Origin of the sequence: Rhodoferax sp. (assembly GCF_039922535.1) — a bacterium.
Lineage (GTDB): Bacteria > Pseudomonadota > Gammaproteobacteria > Burkholderiales > Burkholderiaceae_C > Rhodoferax_B.
The window spans coordinates 1-19,379 of record NZ_JBDTEM010000047.1 but is presented as its reverse complement, the minus strand read 5'-3'; the positions used below and the strand labels follow the sequence as shown (position 1 = coordinate 19,379).

Below are 19,379 nucleotides of genomic sequence, written 5' to 3'. Positions count from 1 at the left end.
ACTCGTGGGTTATTTGCGCCTCCTTAAAATATCGGCATACACCGCCAAAATAATAATAATACCGGTGATCACGGTTTGCCATTCTTGTGCCACCGACATAATACGCAGCCCATTGGTCAATACGCTCATGATGAATGCGCCAATGATCGTGCCCAATATCGTGCCCGCGCCGCCGCTGAGCGAAGTGCCGCCAATTACCACCGCCGCAATCGCATCCAGCTCATAGCCTTGCCCCAGTGCGGGCTGGGCCGAATTCAGGCGCGATGCAATCAGCAGGCCCGCAATGCCGCAAATGGCACCGTTGAGTGAGTAGATAATTATTTTCCAGCGGTCTACATTCACGCCCGATAAACGCACGGCTTCTTCGTTGCTACCCAGGGCAAAGGTATAGCTGCCCAAAATGGTTTTATTCAAAATCAGGCTGGACACCACGGCCACCACAAACAAAATCAGCACGGCATTGGGGATCGGCAGGCTGGGGAAAAAATAGCCAATGAACGATTCTTGCGATATATACGAGAAGTTTGGCGTGTCGTTGAAGTAAATCGGCTTGGTGCCCGAGATCACCAGCGACAGACCCTTGAGTAGCATCATCATCCCCAGCGTGGCGATAAACGGCGGGATCTTCAGCTTGGCAATCAAAAAGCCCGATACCCAGCCCGCCAGCGCACCAAACACGATCGCCGCTGCGACGCCCACGTACATGGGCAGACCCCAGTAGGTCATGAACACGCCTGCCATTACGGCGCAAAACGTCATCAGCGTACCCACCGACAAATCAATGCCCGAGGTGATGATGACGAAGGTGCAGGCAATCGCCAGCACGCCGTTGACGGCGGTGGCCTGCAGGATGCCGACCATGTTGTCGGTTTGCAAAAAGTTGGGCGATGCAAAGCTGAAAAACACCATCAGCCCCACCAGGCTGGTAAAGGCCAGCAGCTTTTGCCGGGTGCTTTGGCTGAACAGGGCGGCTTTGAGGCGTTGGGTCGCGGACATGGGAGACAGGTTGGACATGGTGCTTGCTTTTAGTGGGTGAGCACTTCGCGCTGGGTCGCGAGTTGCATGATTTTTTCTTGGGTAGCCTCGGCGGCCGACAGCTCGCCGGTGATGCGGCCCTCGCACATCACCACGATGCGGTGGCTCATGCGCAGCACCTCGGGCAGCTCGCTGGAGATCATCACGATGGCGCGGCCCTGTTCGGCCAGGGCGTGCAGCAGCTTGTAGATTTCGCTCTTGGCGCCTACGTCGATGCCGCGCGTGGGCTCGTCAAAAAACAGCACCTCGCAGTCGCGCAGCAGCCATTTGGCGATGACGATCTTTTGCTGGTTGCCGCCCGACAGCAGCCCGGCGCGCTGGAAGATGGACGGGGTTTTGATGCCCAACTGGGTGACGTACTTTTGTGCCACGGTTTCAATATCGCCGCGCTTGAGCCAGAAGCCTAGGGAGACAAAATTCTTCAGGTTGGCCAGCAAAATGTTGGATTGCACGTCCATGCCGGTGGCCAGGCCGTAGCGTTTGCGGTCTTCGGATAGGTAACCGATGCCGAACTTGACCGCGTCGCTGGGGGTTTGGATGTTGACGGCCTGGCCCTTGATGCGGATCTCCCCCGCATCGCGTGCATCGGCCCCAAAGATGGCCCGTGCCACCTCGGTACGGCCTGCGCCCATCAGCCCGGCAAAGCCCAGAATCTCGCCCTTGCGCACGTTAAAACTCACGTTCTTGATGCTGCGACCCCGGTTCAGGCCCTTGACTTCCAGCATCACGGTGTCGCTGTCATCGGTATGGGCATAGGCCACCGGCTGGTGGACTTCCAACGCACGGCCCACCATCATGGCGATGATGGTGTCCATGCTGGTGGTGGCGGTGGGCACGGTGCCGATGGTCTCGCCGTCGCGCATCACGGTGACCCGGTCGCTGATGACCTTGAGCTCGTCCATCTTGTGCGAGATGTAGACGATGCCCACGCCCTGGCTTTTGAGCTGGCGGATGATGCGAAACAGGTCTTCGATCTCGGCGTTGTTCAAGGCGGCGGTGGGCTCGTCCATGATCAGCACGCGGGAGTCGAACGACAAGGCCTTGGCAATCTCCACCATCTGCTGCTTGGCCACGGTGAGCTCGCCCACCTCGACGCGCGGGTCGAGTTGCAGGTGCAGGCGGTCGAAGATGGCTTGGGTGTCCACCACCATTTTTTGCTGGTCCACAAACAGGCCGAAGCGCCCCATGGGCTCGCGCCCGATGAAGATGTTTTGCGCGGCGCTGAGGTGGTTCATCAGGTTCAGCTCCTGGTGGATGATGCCGATGCCCAGGGCCTGTGCTGCGCGGGGCGTGGGGATCTCTACCGCCTTGCCGTCCAGGTGGATCTCGCCCGCGTCTTTGGTGTACACGCCCGCCAGCACCTTCATCAGCGTGGATTTGCCTGCGCCGTTTTCTCCCATCAGCGCATGCACCTCGCCGGGAGCCAGTTCAAACTGGCAGCCGTTCAGCGCCTTCACGCCGGGGAACGACTTGGTCAGATGGGTGATGGAGATAAGGGCGGCCATGCGGTATAGGGTTTGTATTTATATGCAAACAAAGTGTTCATGGATGAACATTGGGCGCAATACTAGGGCGTGGAACCGCCAGCGCGTGTTGGTACTTTCCCTCAATAACCATAGGACTTACGCAGTGCCCTTTGTGCCGCCCGCTAGGGGCACAAAGGTTCTTGCGTAAGTCCAGAACCCATGACATCTATGGCAAAAGCAGACAACCTGGCACCCGATGACCGCTACCGCGCACCCGCCCTCGACAAGGGCTTGGACATCCTGGAGCTGTTGGCCAGCCAACCCCAGGGCCTGACCCGGGCCGAAATCGTCAAGGCCATGGACCGGGGCGCCAGCGAGATTTACCGCATGCTGGAGCGGCTGGTGGTGCGCCAATACGTGGTGCGCTCGTTGTCGGGCGACCGGTATGCGCTGAGCCTGAAACTGTTTGCGCTGGCCCACATGCACCCGCCGCTGAACCGCCTGGTGTCGCAGGCCCTGCCGTTGATGGATGTGTTTGCCCAGCGGGCCGAGCAGTCGTGCCACATGGGCGTGTACGACCGCGGCAGCGTGCTGATCACCGCCCAGGTCAACGGCCCCAGCGCCTGGGGCATGTCCACCCGGCTGGGCGCGCGCGTGGGCCTGTTGGACTCGGCCTCGGGCCACGTGCTGCTGGCCTTTAGCGATGCGGAACGCGCCCAACGCATGCTGGCCGAGCACACCACGCTGGACGGCGAGGTACCCATGGACAGCGCGGCCCTGGCCGCCGTGGCCGACACCGTACGCCAGCTAGGCTACTGGCAGGGCGACAGCCTGCAGTCGTTTGGTGTGGTGGATATTTCGTACCCGATTCTGGGCGTGGACGGCAACGCCCTGGCGGCGCTGACCTGCCCCTACATCCGCCGCATCGACCGGCATGCTGGGCCGACCGAGGCCGACGCACGGGCCCATTTGCTGGAGGCGGCGCGGGCGCTGTCTTTGCTGACCTTGGCTACTTCGGCACCGTAAACGCCAGCGGCCCGCCGTCGCAGAGGCCGTCCGACAGCACCAGCACCTCGAAGCTGCTGGGCGTTTCTTTCAGCACCGTGAGGGCTTCGGGTTTGATTTCCTTGTCGCAGTCGCGCAGTTTGACTTTGCTGAGGTCCAGCGATGCCAGTAGCTTGGGCGTGACCGGCGTGGGGCTGGCTTGACCGTCCCACCAGGCGAAGGTCCAGCCCACGCCTCGCTGGTGGACTTCCACATCGTCTGGCCCGGCCAGCAGCAGAAAACCCTTGTCTACGGCTTCCATGTCGCGGATGCCGCGCCCTGTGCCCAGCACCAGCGGGGTTACTGTGGCCTGCACGGCAGCGCTGGGGCTGAACAAGGCGTCGGCATCTACCGCCAGTACCGCCGCCATGCTGCGCAGGCCGAAGTACAAACGCCCGTCGCGCACGGCCAAGCCTTCGATGTTGACCCCGGCCGTTGTGCCCAGGCAGGCTTGTTCCTTGGCAAAGGCTTTTAACTCGGGCTGGGCCTGCATCACGCTCCACAAGCGCCCGGTATCGGCGTAGCCCACCAGTGCAGCGCTGGCACTGCGCAGGGCGCGACCGGTGGCCGGGTCGCGCTGGAAGCGGATGACGTGGCGGCTGTGCGGGTTGCTCTCGCAGCTGTTGCGCTTGGCCGAATGCGAGCCGGTGACGTAGAAGTAGTGACCGTCGGTGGCCGCGCCCTCGGCATCCAGCTCGCCGGTGTTGTCGCGCAGCGGCAGCGGGGTGGGTTCGGCCACCATGGCCTCATTTTTCAATGTGGCCCAGCGCGCCTCCACGCCTTCGTCAAACGCCAGCAGGCAGACGCGCTCTTGGCGGGCGTTGAGGCTGCAGGCGATGCCGCTGACCGACTGGCGGGTTTTCAGCGCCTTCTTCTTGCCCAGCTCGAAGTCGAACCCGGCCTGCACCGGCCACAGCCCGCCATGCGGCTGGATGCTGGGCGGTGCGGACTGGGCCTGCACGCTGGCCACGGCCAGAAGCAGACCGGCGGCAGTGCGGGCAAGCGGTGTAGAGGGCTGCATGGTGGCGGGCTCCAAAATTGGGTTGCTATAAAAATAGAAGCTGCCAGCGCAGGTGCTACCTGCGCTGGAGGCTTATTTCTTATAAATTTTTCGCTACAGGTCTTTCAGCGCATTGCGGGTCAATTGCTCCAGCAAATCCTTGCGGTACTTGCGCCAGGCATCACTGGACAGGTAGCGCGGTGGTGCGACGGTGGACGGTATTTCGGCATCGCGGCGCGGGCACAGCCAGCCCATGGCGGGGCGCTCGCCCAGCATTTCTTCCATGGTGATGGCCTCCAGGATAGCGGCGGATTTGTCGGGCAGCCGCATGCGGGCGGCTTTTTGGGCCAGCGGCTGCAGGCGGTCCAGCCCGGCGTACCAGGTTTGCAGGTGCTCGGCCTTGCTGCGGTCGGTGCAGCGCATGCCGTCCAGGGTCAGCGCCAGCTTGGCGTGGAACAAAAAGATGATGGCTTCCTGGTCGTAGTCGCCCTCGTTATTGCGCATGCGGCCCAGGTCCATGGCGTAGGCGAACGAGTAGCGCGCGTCGGCGTTTTCTGACAGCACGCGCCAGCGCAACCAGCTGGCGTTGACCACCAGGTCGGCATTGGTGAGCGTGCCGGTGGTCTGGTCCAGCGGTGCCTTGCCGACCTGGGGGTCGGTTTGGGCATCCAGGGCTGCCCATGCGGCAGCTGCTGCGTCGGTGGGCGGGTCGGCCCGCAGCGCCCGCGCCCGCTGCGCGGCTTCGCGCCAGCGGGGGATGCCCTCGGTGGCCTTGATGCGCTGGATGTCTTCAAAGCTGGTGGCGTAGGCCGCGCCCAGGCAGGCCCAAAGCAGCGCGGCGGCGACCCGCTTCATGCGGTGGTAGGTGGCAGCGATGTGCTGGCCCACTGGTGCACGGCCGCAATGTCGTCGGGCGAGGTGCGGCAGCAGCCACCGATGAGCCGGGCCCCGCGCGCATGCCAGCCGCTGGCCTGGTCGGCGAAGTGGGAGGCGCTGGGGTTGCCGTGCCATTGCTTGTGGGCGGGGTCGTAGTGTTCGCCCGAATTGGGGTAGACCAGCAACGGCTTGGCGGTGCGGGCGTGCATCTGGTCGACCAGCGAGGCAATAAATTCGGGCGCCGTGCAGTTCACGCCCACGGCCACCACCTGCTCAAAGCCGTCCAGTGCGGCCACACAGTCGCCCAGCAGCTCACCCTCGCTGGTGTGTAGGCCATCGCGGCAGGAGAAGCTGATCCATGCCGCCGCGCCGGGGAATTCGGGCAGCAGGCGGGCGATGGCGCGGGCCTCGGCTAGGCAGGGGATGGTCTCAAGGGCCAGCAGATCGGCTCCCGCATCTACCAGCACGGCCAGCCGGGGGCGGTGGAAGTCCATCAGGGCCTCTTCGTTCAGGCCGTAGTGGCCGCGGTATTCCGAGCCGTCGGCCAGCATGGCACCGTAGGGGCCGACCGATGCGGCCACCAGCGGCTGGATGCGGCCGACGCGGTTGGCCGGTTCGGCCCAGAAGGTGTCGCGCGCTTCCACCGCCAGCCGCACCGCATTGCGCATTAGCTGGGCGGCGGTGGCGGCATCGAAACCGCGTTGGGCAAAGCCTTCAAAGGTGGCCTGGTAACTGGCGGTAGTGGCCACATCGGCCCCGGCCTGGAAGTAGTCCAGGTGCACCTGGTAGATCAGCGCGGGCTGTTCGATCAGCAGCTTGGCCGACCACAGCGGGTCGTTCAGGTCGGCACCCCGGCGCTCCAGCTCGGTGGCCAGTGCGCCGTCCAGAATCACCAGCGGGCGCTGGGCGAAGAAAGCAGTGAGAGGGGAAGAAAGGGACATTTTGGAAGGGTAAAAGTTAGCGCCCGCGTGCGTGTTCCGGCACTTCGAGTTTTTTGGCCAGGTGCGACAGGGTCCAGGTCAGCACCAGGTACATGGCGGAGATGGCCAGGTACGGTTCCCAGTAGCGCGAATAGGCCCCGGCCACGGTGCGCGCGGCCATGGCCAGCTCCAGCAGGCCGATGGCCGAGACCAGCGAGGTGTCTTTGACCAAGGCCACCATTTCATTCACCAGCGCAGGCACCATGCGGCGAAAGGCCTGCGGCAGCACGATGTAGCGCATGCTCAGCCAGGGCGTCATACCCAGGCTTTGGGCGGCGGCGTTCTGCCCGGAATGGATGCTTTGGATGCCCGCGCGGAAGATTTCCGAAATGTAGGCCCCGGCGTTCAGCGTGAGCGCCACTGCGCCGGAGAAGAAAGCCCCGTGCTCTTGCCGGAATTCGCGGGCCATCTCGCCCTGCAGCAGCCAGCCGCCGTCCGGGTGGATCAGCAGCGGCATCAGCGCAAAGTGGACCAGCAAGATCTGCACAAACAGCGGCGTGCCGCGAAAGAAGGTCACGTAGGCCGTGGCCAGCGCACGCAGCAGCTTCAAGGCCCAGGCCAGCGGCCAGGCCGGGGAGGGCGGGGCCAGGCTGCTGGTGTTGACCAGCCCCACGGCTGCGCCCAGCAGCATGCCGGCGCCGGTGGCAATCACCGTGAGCTGCACCGTCATCCACAGGCCCTGCGCAAACAGGGGGCCGTACCCGGCCAGAATGTCCCAACGCCAGACCATTGCGTGCTCCTTGTGCTCCGTTTGCGCCTGGGTTTACTTGGCTTGTTTGAAGTACTTGTCGTTGATGGCTTGGTAGCTGCCATCGGCCTTGATGTCGGCCAGGCCCTTGTTGATCTGGGCCAGCAACTCGGCGTTGCCCTTCTTCACGGCCACGCCGTAGAACTCGGGGGCAAAGCCTGCGTCGCTGATGGATTTGAAGCCCGCGTTCGGGTTGTTGGCCAGGTAATGGATGACCACGCCGTTGTCGGCTACCACCGCATCTACGCCTCCCGCCGCCAGCTCGGCCAGGGCCAGCGGAGTGGATTCAAAGCGTTTGATGTTGGTGCTGGTTTTGCCTTGCAGCTTGACCACAACTTCTTCGCCGGTGGTGCCGGTTTGCACGCCGATCTTTTTCTTCTTCAGGTCGTCCAGCTTGGTGACGGCGGATTGGGCGGGCACGGCGATCAGCTGGCGGGCCTCGAAGTAGGAATCAGAAAAGTCCATGGTCTGCTTGCGTTCGTCGGTGATGGTGATAGCTGACACCAGCACATCGCGGTCGCCCTGGGCCAGCGCGGTGAAGGCGCCTTCCCATGGGGTGCTGACGAACTTCACTTCCAGCCCGGTCTTGTGGGCGGCGGCGGTCAGCACGTCGATGTCGAAACCGACGATTTCGCCCTTTTCGTTCTGGAACTCAAACGGTGCGTAGGTCGGGTCGGTGCCCACGGTGACCACTTTGGCCGCCGGTGCGGGGGCGGGCGCAGCCGCTGCCGATGCGGCAGGCTCGGCCGCCACGGGGGCCGGTGGCGCTTTGCCGCAGCCGCTCAGGAACAGGCCCACGGACAGGGCGGCGACGGACTGGAGGAGCTGGCGTTTGAAGGTCATGGGAAGTGCTGCGCAATGCGGCTGGTAGGTTTTAGACAGGGCTGGATTATGCGGGTGCGGGTTTACCCCGCCCACTGCGCCACCGTGCGGCGTATCAGTTCCAGCGTGGCCTGCTGGGTCAGCGTGCTGGGGCGCAGCGAGCTGGTCGCCAGGCTGACCTTGGTGCGCAGGGCCGGTTGGTGGATGGCGCGGGTGGTAAAGGCGGAAGGGCGGATCGAGCTGGCCACGGCGTGGCGCGACAGCAGGGCGCTGCCCGCACCATCGGCCACCAGGTCAAGGATGGCGGCCACGCCGTCTATCTCCAGTGCCACCAGTGGGCGGCAGCTGATTTTGGCCATCTCGGCCTCGACATGCATGCGGATGGCGTTGGGGCGGCTGGGGATGACCAGCGGCAACTGGGCAATGGCCTTGAGCGCAATGGGGGCGGGCGGCGGGTCTTCGGACAGGCCGGGCGGGCGGGCCTGAACCAGCAGCAGTTCTTCTTCCATCAGCGGGCTGATGTCGGTTTCTGCGGTGCTTTGGGCGTTGTAGAGCACGGCAATGTCCAGCCGCCCGGTGACCAGCGACTGCTGCAAATCCACCGACAGACCTTCGCGGATCGACAAAGATGCGTCTGGCATTTGCTGGCGGAAGGCCCGCGTCAGCGGCACGGTGAGCACGCGCGCCAGGCTGCTGGGCAGGCCAATCGCGACCCGGCCCGCGAGCCCGCCGCGCACCCGGCCCAGCTCTTCGCGGGCGCGTTCGACCTGGTGCAGGATGCCCCGGCCGTGCTCCAGCAGCAGCTTGCCTGCCTCGGTGGGCGAGGCGCCCCGGCCATTGCGCACCAGCAGGTTTTGCCGCAGCTCTACCTCCAGCAGGCGCACCTGGCGGCTCAGGGCGGGCTGGGCCATGTCCAGCGCCACCGCAGCGCGCGTGAAGCTGCCGAGTTCGGCCACACGGACGAAATATTCGATTTGTTTGAGATCCATATTTGGCTATATCTGTATTCCTATTATGCCGAATTGCAATATCTGATAGAGAAACTACCACCTTGGCTTTGAGCCGCCCCGTGACCACAATGGCGGCCATGTCCCACTCTGTGAACGGTCTGCCATGACGACGGTAATCAAGGGTATTTCTTCGATGGCTACGCGCCTGCTGCTGGCCGAATTGGTGGCGGGTTTCCAGCAGCGTTCTGGTTTTCGCGTGGAAATGGCCTCTGTGGGCGGCGTAGACGCGGCCAAGCGCGTGCAGGCCGGTGAAACGTTTGACGTGGTGGTGCTGGCCTCGGATGCCATCGACAAGCTGATCGCTGCCGGCCATCTGCGGGCGGGTTCCCGGGTGGACCTGGTCCGCTCCGGTGTGGCGGTGGCGGTGCGCGCGGATGCGCCCCGTCCCGATATTTCCAGCGAAGAAGCCGTACGCGCTGCCGTGCTGGCCGCCCGCAGCATTAGCTATTCCACGGGGCCCAGCGGCGTGGCGCTGGCCAAGCTGTTCGAGCGCTGGGGCATTGCCGCCGACATTCAGAGCCGCATCGTCCAAGCCCCGCCCGGTGTGCCCGTAGGCGCGTTGGTAGCACGTGGCGAGGTGGAGCTGGGCTTTCAGCAGCTGAGCGAACTGTTGCCGCTGGACGGCATCACCATCCTGGGGCCGTTGCCACCGGCGATCCAGGTCACCACGATTTTTTCAGCCGGTGTGGCGACGAACAGCGTGCAGCCCGATGCCGTGCGCGCCATGCTGGAGTACATGCATTCCCCCATCGTTGCCGACACCAAGCGCGCCCAGGGGATGGACCCCGCTTAAGAATTTGCCCACACATTAAATGCAAACCCCGGAGACCCACGCCATGACAAAACCCCTGATCATCGACTGCCACGGTCACTACACCACGGCCCCCAAATCGCTGGAGAACTGGCGCAACCAGCAGATCGCCGGTATCAAAGACCCGGCCATGATGCCGAAGGTGTCTGACCTGAAAATCAGCGACGACGAGCTGATCGAAACCATCGAATCCAACCAGCTGCGCCTGATGAAAGAGCGCGGCTCCGACCTGACTATCTTCAGCCCGCGCGCCAGCTTCATGGCCCACCACATTGGCGACTTCAATGTGTCCAGCACCTGGGCGGCGATTTGCAATGAGCTTTGCTACCGCGTGGCGCAGTTGTTTCCCCAGCATTTCATCGGCGCAGCCATGCTGCCGCAAAGCCCGGGCGTAGACCCCGCCACCTGCATTCCTGAGCTGGAAAAGTGCGTCAAAGAGTACGGTAATGTCGGCATCAACCTGAACCCGGACCCGAGCGGCGGCCACTGGAATTCGCCCCCGTTGAGCGACAAGGCCTGGTACCCGATTTACGAGAAGATGGTGGAGTACGACATCCCCGCCATGATCCACGTCAGCACCAGCTGCAACGCCTGCTTCCACACCACCGGCGCGCACTACCTGAACGCCGACACCACGGCCTTCATGCAGTGCCTGACCAGCGACCTGTTCAAGGAATTCCCCACGCTGCGCTTTTTGATTCCGCACGGCGGCGGCGCAGTGCCTTACCACTGGGGCCGTTTCCGGGGCTTGGCGCAAGAGCTGAAGAAGCCGCTGCTGAGCGAGCATTTGCTGAACAACATCTATTTCGACACCTGCGTCTACCACCAGCCCGGCATCGACCTGCTGAACACCGTGATTCCGGTGAAAAACGTGCTGTTTGCCAGCGAAATGATCGGCGCGGTGCGTGGCATTGACCCCGAAACCGGCAACTACTACGACGACACCAAGCGCTACATCGAAGCGTCCAAGATTTTGAGCGATGCCGACCGCGCCCAGATCTACGAGGGCAACGCCCGCCGCGTGTTCCCGCGCCTCGATACCGCCCTCAAGGCCCAAGGCCGCTAACACTTCAGGAGCCACATATGAGCATGAACAACCTAGGCATCGTCAAACGCAATATCGTCCGCGCCGACCCCGCCGCCGTAGAGCGCCTGTCCAAACTTGGCGTGGCCACCATCCACGAGGCCATGGGCCGCGTCGGCCTGATGAAGCCCTATATGCGCCCCGTCTACCAGGGCGCAAAGATCTGCGGCACGGCGGTGACCGTGCTGCTGCAACCCGGCGACAACTGGATGATGCATGTGGCCGCAGAGCAGTTACAGCCCGGCGATGTGGCCGTGGCCGCCTGTACCACCGAGAACGAGGACGGCTTCTTCGGCGACCTGCTGGCCACCAGCTTCCAGGCACGCGGTGCCAAGGGCCTGATCATCGACGGCGGCGTGCGCGACGTGGACGAGCTGCAAAAAATGGGCTTCCCGGTGTTCAGCAAAGCCATCCACGCCAAGGGCACGATCAAGGCCACGCTGGGTTCGGTCAACGTGCAGGTGATCTGCGCCGGCGCCATCGTCAACCCCGGCGACGTGGTGATTGCCGACGTGGACGGCATCGTGGTGGTGCCCGCAGGCATCGCCATGCAGGTAGCCGAAACCGCCGAGCACCGCGAAAGCTTCGAAGGCGAAAAGCGCGCCAAGCTGGCCGCCGGTGTGCTGGGTCTGGACATGTACAAGATGCGCGAACCGCTGGAAAAAGCCGGTTTGAAGTACATCGACTAAATTTAAAGAAAATCGGCTTCCAGCGCATATTCCACCTGCGTAGGCAGCTATAAAAATCATAGTATTCGGAGATTGTTATGGAATTCACCAAAACCCCCGGCTGGATGGACTGGTACACCGGCCCATCCACGCCCCGCTTCCAACTGCCCGCAGGCGCTGTGGATGCGCATTGCCACGTGTTTGGCCCCGGCGCGGAATTTCCGTTTGCCCCCGAGCGCAAGTACACCCCCTGCGATGCCTCCAAAGCCCAGCTGTTCGCCCTGCGCGACCACCTAGGGTTTGCCAAGAACGTGGTGGTGCAGGCCACCTGCCACGGCTCGGACAACAGCGCCATGGTCGATGCACTCAAGGCCGCCAACGGCAAGGCGCGCGGCGTGGCCACCGTCAAGCGCAGCATCAGCGATGCCGAGATCCAGGCCATGCATGATGCCGGTGTGCGCGGTGTGCGCTTCAACTTCGTCAAGCGGCTGGTGGACTTCACCCCCAAAGACGAGCTGCTGGAAATCGCTACCCGCATCCACGCATGGGGCTGGCATGTGGTGATCTACTTTGAAGCGGTGGATCTGCCCGAGCTGTGGGACTTCTTTACCGCGCTGCCGACCACCGTGGTGGTGGACCATATGGGCCGCCCCGACGTGTCGCTGCCGGTGGATGGCCCGCAGTTCGCGCTGTTCGAGAAGTTCATGCGCGACAACAGCAATGTGTGGAGCAAGGTCACCTGCCCCGAGCGCCTGAGCGTGACCGGCCCCAAAGCCCTGAACGGCGAACAAAACGCCTATCTGGACGTGATCCCTTTTGCCAAACGCATCGTCGAACAGTTTCCCGATCGCGCGCTGTGGGGCACCGACTGGCCACACCCCAACCTGAAAGACCACATGCCCGACGACGGCCTGTTGGTGGACTTCATTCCGCACATCGCCCCTACCGCCGAACTGCAGCAAAAGCTGCTGGTGGATAACCCCAACCGTCTGTACTGGAGCTGAACGTGTCCCTCGATAAACCCTATTTGGATGTGCCCGGCACCACCATCTTCGATGCCGAGCAAAGCCGCAGGGGCTACCACCTGAACCAGTTCTGCATGTCGCTGATGAAGGCCGAGAACCGCGAAAAGTTCAAAGCCGACCAGCGTGCCTACCTGGATACCTGGCCCATGACCGAGGGCCAGAAGCTGGCCGTGTTGGACATGGACCTGAACCGTTGCATCGCCCAGGGCGGCAACATCTACTTTTTGGCCAAGATCGGCGCCACCCACGGCATGAGCTTCCAGCAAATGGCGGGCAGCATGACCGACATGACCGAAGAGGAATACCGCAACATGATGGTCGGCGGTGGCCGCTCAGTCAATGGCAATCGGGTGGTCGGCGAAGACGGCGATGCCCAGGCAAACCGCCAGCCCCAAGGCAGTGGATCAAAGCAGTCGCAAGCGGCTGCGGGCAAGAAAGCGAATATTTAATATGGCCAAAATTACCGCCAGCGTTTACACCTCCCACGTCCCCGCCATCGGCGCGGCCATCGACCTGGGCAAGACCACCGAACCCTACTGGCAGCCGCTGTTTGCAGGCTACGAGTATTCCAAGCAATGGATGAAGGACAACAAGCCCGACGTGATTTTTTTGGTCTTTAACGACCACGCCACCGCCTTCAGCCTGGACATGATTCCCACTTTTGCCATCGGCACTGCGGCCGAATACCAGCCCGCCGACGAAGGCTGGGGCCCGCGCCCAGTGCCCAAGGTCTTTGGCCACCCGGAGCTGGCTGCGCATATCGCCCAGTCGGTAATCCAGCAAGACTTTGACTTGACTATCGTCAACAAGATGGACGTGGACCACGGCCTGACCGTGCCGCTATCGCTGATGTGCGGCCAGCCGGAAGCCTGGCCGTGCCCGGTGATTCCGTTTGCTGTCAACGTGGTGCAGTACCCCGTGCCGTCGGGTCGCCGCTGCTTCGAGCTGGGCAAGGCGATTCGCAAGGCCATCGAGTCGTTCGACCAGCCTCTGAACGTGCAAATCTGGGGCACGGGCGGCATGAGCCACCAGCTCCAGGGCGCACGCGCCGGGCTGATTAACAAAGAGTGGGACAACGCCTTCCTGGACCAGTTGATTGCCGACCCCGATGGCCTGGCCAGCCAGCCGCACATCGACTATGTGCGCGAAGCCGGTTCCGAAGGCATTGAGCTGGTGATGTGGCTGATCGCCCGTGGCGCGATGGCCGATGTGGCCGGCGGCGCGGCCCCCACGCTCAAGCACCGCTTCTACCACGTACCCGCATCCAACACGGCCGTTGGCCACCTGATTCTGGAGAACTCCTGAGACATTGCGGGACGGACCAAGGCGGACACGCAGTGCCGCGTTGCTCGGTCCTCCACTGGCTAGATTTCCAATATTTGAACGAAGAGAACATATATGGCTAAGACAATCAAAGTCGCCCTGGCGGGCGCAGGCGCTTTCGGCACCAAACACCTGGACGCGATTGCGCTGATCGACGGCGTGGAAGCCGTGTCCGTCATTGGCCGCGACATGGAGAAAACCCGTGAAGTCGCCGCCAAATACGACATCAAGCACGTGACCGACAACCTGGCCGACAGTCTGGCTCTGGCCGAAGTGGATGCCGTCATCCTGTGCACGCCCACCCAAATGCACGCCAGCCAAACCCTGCAATGCCTGCAGGCCGGTAAACACGTGCAGGTGGAAATTCCCCTGGCCGACACCTTGGCCGGAGCCAGCGAAGTCGCCGCCCTGGCCGCCACCTCGGGTCTGGTCGCCATGGTCGGCCACACCCGCCGGTTCAACCCCAGCCACCAGTACGTGCACCAGCAAATTGAAGCGGGCCAATTCAACATCCAGCAAATGGATGTGCAAACCTACTTCTTCCGCCGCACCAACATCAATGCGCTGGGCGAAGCCCGCAGCTGGACCGACCACCTGCTGTGGCACCACGCGGCCCACACGGTGGATCTGTTTGCCTACCAGTGCGGCAGCCCCATCGTGCAGGCCCACGCCGTGCAAGGCCCGATCCACCCGGCCCTGGGCATTGCGATGGACATGAGCATCCAGCTGAAGGCCGCCAACGGCGCGATCTGCACGCTGAGTTTGAGCTTCAACAACGATGGCCCGCTGGGTACCTTTTTCCGCTACATCGGCGATACCGCGACCTACCTGGCCCGCTACGACGACCTGTACACCGGCAAGGACGAGAAAATCGACGTGAGCAAAGTGGCGGTGTCGATGAACGGCATTGAGCTGCAAGACCGCGAATTCTTCGCCGCCATCCGCGAAGGTCGCGAACCCAATAGCAGCGTCGCCAAGGTGCTGCCGTGCTACCGCGTACTGCACCAGTTGGAGCAGCAGCTGAACGCAGCCGGGTAATCAGCCCAGCGTAAATGGCCCGCCTTTGGCCAGCGCCCGCTGGTAGGCGGGCCGCGCATGGATGCGGGCCAGGTAGGCCATCAGCTTCGGCCGTGTGGCATCCAGCCCGCCACGGGCGGCGGCGGCTTCCAGGGGGAAGCTCATCTGGATGTCGGCCCCGGTAAATTCGTCCCCTGCAAACCACAGGCTTTTGCCCAGCTCGGCTTCCATGAAGTCCAGGTGGGTGGTGATTTGCGGCAGGATGAAGCTGCTTTTGACCTTGCCGCTGATGGCTTTGGCGATGGGTTTCACAAAGAAAGGCATGGGCGTGCGTTCGATCTTGTCGAATACTAGCTTGAGCAGCAGCGGCGGCATGGCCGAGCCTTCGGCGTAGTGCAGCCAATAGCGGTACCGCAGGCGTTCGGGGGTGCCCAGGGCGGGTGCCAAACGGCCCTGGCCGTAGTGCTCAATGACGGTTTCCACGATGGCACCCGATTCGGCCAGCACCATGTCGCCATCCGTCACCACCGGCGATTTGCCCAGCGGATGCACTTTGCGCAGGCTGGGCGGGGCCAGCATGGTTTGGGCATCCCACTGGTATTTCTCTAACTGGTAGGGCAGTTCCAGTTCTTCCAGCAGCCACAGCACGCGCTGCGAGCGGGAATTGTTCAGATGGTGGACGGTGAGCATGGCTTCCTTGGTTTTACTATCAAAAATGGAGCGGTTGGTGCAGGTGCAATCAGCGCTAGAAGACTGAAAGGCTTAAAAACAAGCTGTTTTTATGCCGGCTTGGCGCGCGATGGGCATGCAGCAAGGGAAACCGATAGGTCCGGTTTTAGCATTTAACTTAGCTGGACTAAGTATTTGGGTTCTTTTGCGTTTATAAACCCGGTGCCCATCCCATTGATTTACCTTCTGTTACCTCCTTGAACACCTGTTTAACCGCCCAAGATTCCGCTGCCAAAGTGATGGATGTAGTGCCTGCCGTGATGGACGCGATTCGGATGTCGATGCGCCATGGCGCGGAGGGCAGTTTGTCGGTTCCGCAGTTTCGTTGCCTCAATTTCATCTCGCGCCGCCCTGGTTGTGCGATGGGCGATATTGCGGTGTTTTTGGGGGTCACCATGCCGACCGCCTCGGCCATGGCAGACCGCCTGGTGCAGGCCGGGCTGGTACAGCCACAAACCGCCACCGGAGACCGCCGCCGGTCCCGGCTGGAATCCACTTCGGCCGGATTGGCGCAGTTGGCGTTGATCCAGGACCGGGCGCAGGGTGAACTTAAGGCGGTTTTGGCGGTCTGTACACCGCTGGAGCAAGAGACTCTGCAAGCCGGGCTGGCCGTACTTTGGCGTATTTTCCGACCTTTTTCCGCATCCACCGAATCCACTCAAGCACCATGAAGTCTGCTCCTCTCCTTTTGAATACTGTCTGCGGCCTGGTGGCCTTGGGCTTGTGGGGCTGCTCCGGCAAGTCCGACGTCGCCGTGCCCGCTGCTGGGGCCTCTGCTGCTGCGCCCGCCGGAGCGGCATCGGCGGCGGGTGCACCCGTGACGGTGACTACTGCCTTGGCCCAACAGCGCGACATGCCGGTGGTGCTTAAAGCCACCGGCACGGTGACGGCGCTGACCAGCGTGGACGTTAAGGCCCAGGTGACCAGTGTGGTGGCCAAGGTGCACATCGAAGAGGGCCAGTTCGTCAAAGCCGGGCAGTTGATGTTCACCCTGGATGCGCGTGCCGACGAGGCCAATGTGGCCAAGGCCAAGGCCCAGTTGGCCAAAGACACCGCCGCCATGGCCGATGCCAAACGCCAACTGGCCCGCAGCAAAGACCTGCTGGCGCAAAACTTTATTTCGCAAGGCGCACTGGACACCGCGCAAGCCGGTGTCGATGGCCTGACCGCCACCCTGGCGGCCGACCAGGCCGCTATCGACGCGGCGAAGGTGGCACTGTCGTTTGACCACATCACCGCCCCCCATGCCGGGCGTGCAGGGCTGGTACCGGTGTCGGCAGGCAGCGCGGTGCAGGCCAATGTGACTACGTTGGTAACCATTACCCAGCTCGACCCCATGGGCGTGGCGTTCAGCCTGCCCCAGCGCAACCTGGGCGATGCCCTGGCAGCGCTCAAGGGCGAGGGCGCTCCGGTCACCGCCACCCTGGCCGACAACGGCGGCGTGTTCAAAGGGCGGCTGCAGTTTGTCGATAACCTGGTGGATGCAAGCTCGGGCTCGCTCAAAGCCAAGGCGGTGTTTGACAACAAAGAGGGCAAGCTCTGGCCCGGCGCGTTTGTCGAGGTATCGCAAACCGTCAACGTGCTCAAGGGTGCCGTGGTGGTGCCCCAGGCGGCCCTGATCCAGGGGGCACGCGGCACCGTGCTCTATACCCTGGAGGACGGCAAGGCGGTCTCGAAGCCAGTGCAACTGGTGTACGCGCAAGGACTGGACGCAGCAGTGACCGGTGTACAGCCGGGCGACAAGGTGGTGGTAGATGGCAAGCAGAACGTGCGCCCCGGCGCGCACCTGGTGGAGCGGGCCACGGCCCCCAAGTCGGCCGCCAGCACGCCCAGCTCTGAGGCTTCCAAGTCGGCTGCACCATGAACTTCTCTGAACTTTTTATCCGCCGTCCGGTGATGACGGTGCTGCTGAACTTGGCCATCGTGCTGGCCGGGGTGATTGGCTACCGCAGCATTCCGGTAGCGGCCTTGCCCAGCTATGACACACCGGTGATCAACGTGTCGGCCAACCTGCCGGGGGCCAGCCCCGAGACCATGGCCAGTTCGGTGGCGCTGATTCTGGAGAAGCAATTCCAGACCGTGCCAGGCCTGAAAACCATCAGCTCCACCAGCACGCTGGGCAGCACCTCGTTGACCCTTGAATTTGACGAGAGCCGCAACGTTGACGCGGCGGCGGTGGATGTGCAGGCTGCTTTGCTGCGGGCCCAGCGCTCGCTGCCCACCGACATGACCAATCCGCCGTCGTACCGCAAGGTGAATCCGGCGGATGCACCGATTCTGCTGGTGGCGATGACCTCGCCGTCGCTGACCCCATCGGACCTGCAGGACTTTGCCGAGCATCTGATTTCGCCCACCTTCTCCACCATCGACGGTGTAGCCCAGGTCATCGTGTACGGCTCTAAGCGCTACGCCGTGCGGGTGCGGGTGAACCCGCAGGCCCTGGCGGTGCGCAACCTGGGCCTGGACGACCTGAGCAGCGTGCTCAAGTCGGCGAACGTCAATACCCCGGTAGGCACGCTAGATGGTCCGGAGCAAACCCTGGTGCTGCAGGCCAACCGGCAACTGCGCAACGCCGCCGACTTTGCCAACCTGATCGTCAGCAGCAAAGGCGGCAACGCGGTACGGCTGAAAGACGTAGCCAGCGTGGAGGACAGCCTGGAAACCCTGAAAAGCTGGGCCACGTTGAACGGTGAACCGTCCATCACCCTGGCTGTGCAGCGCCAGCCCGGTGCCAACACCGTGAAGGTGGTGGATGCACTGCGGGCCGCCTTGCCCAATCTGCAGGCGCAAATGCCTGCGTCGGTACGCATGACCCCGGTGAATGACCGTTCCAAGTCGGTGCGCGAGGCGCTGCACGACGTGACCTTGACCTTGGCAGGCACCATCGTGCTGGTGGTGCTGGTGATCTTTTTGTTCTTGCGGCGCTTTGTGGCCACGGTGATTCCGGCGCTGTCGCTGCCGGTGTCGCTGGTGGGTGCGGTGGCACTGCTGTGGGGCATGAACTACAGCCTGGACAACATCTCTTTGCTGGGCTTGACGTTGGCCGTGGGCTTGGTGGTGGACGATGCCATCGTGGTGCTGGAAGAAATCATCCGGCTGGTGGAAGAGGGCGTACCCCCGTTCCAGGCGGCCCTGCGCGGCTCGCGGGCGGTGGGCTTCACGATTATTTCCATGTCCACCTCGCTGATTGCGGTGTTCATCCCGATCTTTTTCATGCCCGGCGTAATCGGTCTGCTGTTCCACGAGTTTGCCGTGGTGGTGGGCTTGTCCATCGTGGTGTCGGCCTTTGTGTCGTTGACCCTGGTGCCCATGCTGGCCAGCCGCTTCCTGACCGACGACGCGCACAAGAAGCAGCCGGGCGCGCTGGTGCGTTCGTTCGAGCGCGGCTTCAACGCCACCTTGAGCGGCTACACCCGGTCGCTCGACGTCGCACTGCGCCATCGCGGGCTGGTGCTGCTGGTGGGCCTGGCAACGCTGGCAGCCACCTGGTACTTGTTCGTCACCATTCCCAAGGGCTTCTTCCCGGAAGAGGACATCGGACAGATCGCCATAACCACCGAGGCGTCCGAAGACACGTCGTTCCAGGATATGGTGCGCCTGCAGGGCCGCGTGGCCGATGTCTTGCGCGCCGACCCCGCCGTGACAACTGTGAACTCTTTCAGCGGCGGCAGCGGCCCGCAGAACAGCGGGCGCATGTTCGTCAACCTGAAGCCCCGCGATGAGCGGCCGCCCATGAAGACG

At 63.1% G+C, this 19,379-nt stretch carries 20 protein-coding genes; 11 read left to right on the top strand and 9 right to left on the bottom strand.

What is annotated here, in order from left to right:
• Nucleotides 1–9: 9 nt before the first annotated feature.
• Entirely contained in the window at nucleotides 10–1,014 is a 1,005-nt protein-coding gene (locus tag ABI213_RS01800) for an ABC transporter permease (RefSeq protein WP_348006454.1), read from the bottom strand.
• An 11-nt stretch (nucleotides 1,015–1,025) separates the two neighbouring features.
• Entirely contained in the window at nucleotides 1,026–2,540 is a 1,515-nt protein-coding gene (locus ABI213_RS01795; RefSeq protein ID WP_348006453.1) for a sugar ABC transporter ATP-binding protein, read from the bottom strand.
• 189 nt (nucleotides 2,541–2,729) lie between these two features.
• Between ABI213_RS01795 and ABI213_RS01790 the strand changes: the two genes are divergently transcribed.
• Nucleotides 2,730–3,527, top strand: a complete 798-nt coding sequence (locus tag ABI213_RS01790) for an IclR family transcriptional regulator (RefSeq protein WP_348006452.1) — start codon at nucleotides 2,730–2,732, stop codon at nucleotides 3,525–3,527.
• On the opposite strand, the gene ABI213_RS01785 is transcribed toward ABI213_RS01790, so the two are convergent.
• From ABI213_RS01785 to ABI213_RS01760, 6 genes are all read right to left on the bottom strand, one after another.
• Complete coding sequence (locus ABI213_RS01785; protein WP_348006451.1) at nucleotides 3,511–4,566, bottom strand: DUF3616 domain-containing protein; 1,056 nt, start codon at nucleotides 4,564–4,566, stop codon at nucleotides 3,511–3,513. The genes ABI213_RS01790 and ABI213_RS01785 overlap by 17 nt on opposite strands.
• A 93-nt stretch (nucleotides 4,567–4,659) precedes the next feature.
• A complete protein-coding gene (locus ABI213_RS01780; RefSeq protein WP_348006450.1) occupies nucleotides 4,660–5,400 on the bottom strand; it encodes a hypothetical protein in 741 nt (246 codons plus the stop codon).
• Nucleotides 5,397–6,362 (bottom strand): homocysteine S-methyltransferase, encoded by a 966-nt coding sequence (gene mmuM, locus ABI213_RS01775; RefSeq protein ID WP_348025867.1) that lies wholly within the window; start codon nucleotides 6,360–6,362, stop codon nucleotides 5,397–5,399. Before mmuM ends, ABI213_RS01780 begins: the two co-directional genes overlap by 4 nt.
• Nucleotides 6,363–6,378: 16 nt before the next feature.
• Nucleotides 6,379–7,131 carry an amino acid ABC transporter permease gene (locus ABI213_RS01770; protein ID WP_348025865.1) on the bottom strand — a complete coding sequence of 251 codons (753 nt, stop codon included), beginning with the start codon at nucleotides 7,129–7,131 and terminating at the stop codon, nucleotides 6,379–6,381.
• A 33-nt stretch (nucleotides 7,132–7,164) separates the two neighbouring features.
• Nucleotides 7,165–7,992: a basic amino acid ABC transporter substrate-binding protein gene (locus ABI213_RS01765; protein WP_348006833.1), complete on the bottom strand. Its 828-nt coding sequence runs from the start codon at nucleotides 7,990–7,992 to the stop codon at nucleotides 7,165–7,167.
• 62 nt (nucleotides 7,993–8,054) lie between these two features.
• Nucleotides 8,055–8,960, bottom strand: a complete 906-nt coding sequence (locus ABI213_RS01760) for a LysR substrate-binding domain-containing protein (protein ID WP_348006834.1) — start codon at nucleotides 8,958–8,960, stop codon at nucleotides 8,055–8,057.
• 124 nt (nucleotides 8,961–9,084) lie between these two features.
• On the opposite strand from ABI213_RS01760, the gene ABI213_RS01755 reads away from it, so the two are divergent.
• The 7 genes from ABI213_RS01755 to ABI213_RS01725 all read left to right on the top strand — a co-directional run bounded on the left by ABI213_RS01755 (nucleotide 9,085) and on the right by ABI213_RS01725 (nucleotide 14,930).
• Nucleotides 9,085–9,774: a substrate-binding domain-containing protein gene (locus ABI213_RS01755; RefSeq protein ID WP_348006835.1), complete on the top strand. Its 690-nt coding sequence runs from the start codon at nucleotides 9,085–9,087 to the stop codon at nucleotides 9,772–9,774.
• A gap of 55 nt (nucleotides 9,775–9,829) precedes the next feature.
• Nucleotides 9,830–10,858, top strand: a complete 1,029-nt coding sequence (locus ABI213_RS01750; RefSeq protein WP_348006838.1) for an amidohydrolase family protein — start codon at nucleotides 9,830–9,832, stop codon at nucleotides 10,856–10,858.
• 23 nt (nucleotides 10,859–10,881) lie between these two features.
• On the top strand, nucleotides 10,882–11,565 hold the full coding sequence (gene ligK / locus ABI213_RS01745; protein ID WP_348006839.1) for a 4-carboxy-4-hydroxy-2-oxoadipate aldolase/oxaloacetate decarboxylase: 684 nt from the start codon (nucleotides 10,882–10,884) through the stop codon (nucleotides 11,563–11,565).
• 77 nt (nucleotides 11,566–11,642) lie between these two features.
• The gene (locus ABI213_RS01740) at nucleotides 11,643–12,548 is read left to right on the top strand and encodes an amidohydrolase family protein (protein WP_348006836.1); all 906 of its coding nucleotides are present in this window, start codon (nucleotides 11,643–11,645) and stop codon (nucleotides 12,546–12,548) included.
• Nucleotides 12,549–12,550: 2 nt separating this feature from the next.
• Complete coding sequence (ligA, locus tag ABI213_RS01735; RefSeq protein ID WP_348025863.1) at nucleotides 12,551–13,018, top strand: protocatechuate 4,5-dioxygenase subunit alpha; 468 nt, start codon at nucleotides 12,551–12,553, stop codon at nucleotides 13,016–13,018.
• A gap of 1 nt (nucleotide 13,019) precedes the next feature.
• Entirely contained in the window at nucleotides 13,020–13,874 is an 855-nt protein-coding gene (locus ABI213_RS01730; RefSeq protein WP_348007793.1) for a class III extradiol dioxygenase subunit beta, read from the top strand.
• 93 nt (nucleotides 13,875–13,967) lie between these two features.
• Entirely contained in the window at nucleotides 13,968–14,930 is a 963-nt protein-coding gene (locus ABI213_RS01725; protein WP_348007794.1) for a Gfo/Idh/MocA family oxidoreductase, read from the top strand.
• Here the strand turns inward: ABI213_RS01725 and ABI213_RS01720 are convergent, their stop codons facing one another.
• A complete protein-coding gene (locus ABI213_RS01720; RefSeq protein ID WP_348025861.1) occupies nucleotides 14,931–15,599 on the bottom strand; it encodes a glutathione S-transferase in 669 nt (222 codons plus the stop codon).
• Nucleotides 15,600–15,835: 236 nt separating this feature from the next.
• On the opposite strand from ABI213_RS01720, the gene ABI213_RS01715 reads away from it, so the two are divergent.
• The 3 genes from ABI213_RS01715 to ABI213_RS01705 all read left to right on the top strand — a co-directional run.
• Nucleotides 15,836–16,309, top strand: coding sequence for a MarR family transcriptional regulator (locus ABI213_RS01715; protein ID WP_348007796.1), 474 nt, complete (start codon nucleotides 15,836–15,838; stop codon nucleotides 16,307–16,309).
• On the top strand, nucleotides 16,306–17,502 hold the full coding sequence (locus ABI213_RS01710; RefSeq protein WP_348007797.1) for an efflux RND transporter periplasmic adaptor subunit: 1,197 nt from the start codon (nucleotides 16,306–16,308) through the stop codon (nucleotides 17,500–17,502). The genes ABI213_RS01715 and ABI213_RS01710 overlap by 4 nt, the downstream gene beginning before the upstream one ends.
• Nucleotides 17,499–19,379 (top strand): efflux RND transporter permease subunit (locus ABI213_RS01705; RefSeq protein WP_348025859.1); only part of this gene is annotated, 1,881 nt, incomplete at its 3' end. The genes ABI213_RS01710 and ABI213_RS01705, both read left to right, overlap by 4 nt.

Excerpts from the sequence above, each read along its gene's own strand:
- ABI213_RS01770 (WP_348025865.1), bottom strand. The coding sequence starts at position 7,131 with ATGGTCTGGCGTTGGGACATTCTGGCCGGGTACGGCCCCCTGTTTGCG.
- ABI213_RS01800 (WP_348006454.1), bottom strand. The coding sequence starts at position 1,014 with ATGTCCAACCTGTCTCCCATGTCCGCGACCCAACGCCTCAAAGCCGCC.
- ABI213_RS01785 (WP_348006451.1), bottom strand. The coding sequence starts at position 4,566 with ATGCAGCCCTCTACACCGCTTGCCCGCACTGCCGCCGGTCTGCTTCTG.
- ABI213_RS01760 (WP_348006834.1), bottom strand. The coding sequence starts at position 8,960 with ATGGATCTCAAACAAATCGAATATTTCGTCCGTGTGGCCGAACTCGGC.
- ABI213_RS01725 (WP_348007794.1), top strand. The coding sequence starts at position 13,968 with ATGGCTAAGACAATCAAAGTCGCCCTGGCGGGCGCAGGCGCTTTCGGC.
- ABI213_RS01755 (WP_348006835.1), top strand. The coding sequence starts at position 9,085 with ATGACGACGGTAATCAAGGGTATTTCTTCGATGGCTACGCGCCTGCTG.
- ABI213_RS01780 (WP_348006450.1), bottom strand. The coding sequence starts at position 5,400 with ATGAAGCGGGTCGCCGCCGCGCTGCTTTGGGCCTGCCTGGGCGCGGCC.
- ABI213_RS01730 (WP_348007793.1), top strand. The coding sequence starts at position 13,020 with ATGGCCAAAATTACCGCCAGCGTTTACACCTCCCACGTCCCCGCCATC.
- ABI213_RS01765 (WP_348006833.1), bottom strand. The coding sequence starts at position 7,992 with ATGACCTTCAAACGCCAGCTCCTCCAGTCCGTCGCCGCCCTGTCCGTG.
- ABI213_RS01740 (WP_348006836.1), top strand. The coding sequence starts at position 11,643 with ATGGAATTCACCAAAACCCCCGGCTGGATGGACTGGTACACCGGCCCA.
- ABI213_RS01790 (WP_348006452.1), top strand. The coding sequence starts at position 2,730 with ATGGCAAAAGCAGACAACCTGGCACCCGATGACCGCTACCGCGCACCC.
- ABI213_RS01710 (WP_348007797.1), top strand. The coding sequence starts at position 16,306 with ATGAAGTCTGCTCCTCTCCTTTTGAATACTGTCTGCGGCCTGGTGGCC.
- mmuM (WP_348025867.1), bottom strand. The coding sequence starts at position 6,362 with ATGTCCCTTTCTTCCCCTCTCACTGCTTTCTTCGCCCAGCGCCCGCTG.
- ABI213_RS01720 (WP_348025861.1), bottom strand. The coding sequence starts at position 15,599 with ATGCTCACCGTCCACCATCTGAACAATTCCCGCTCGCAGCGCGTGCTG.
- ligK (WP_348006839.1), top strand. The coding sequence starts at position 10,882 with ATGAACAACCTAGGCATCGTCAAACGCAATATCGTCCGCGCCGACCCC.
- ABI213_RS01795 (WP_348006453.1), bottom strand. The coding sequence starts at position 2,540 with ATGGCCGCCCTTATCTCCATCACCCATCTGACCAAGTCGTTCCCCGGC.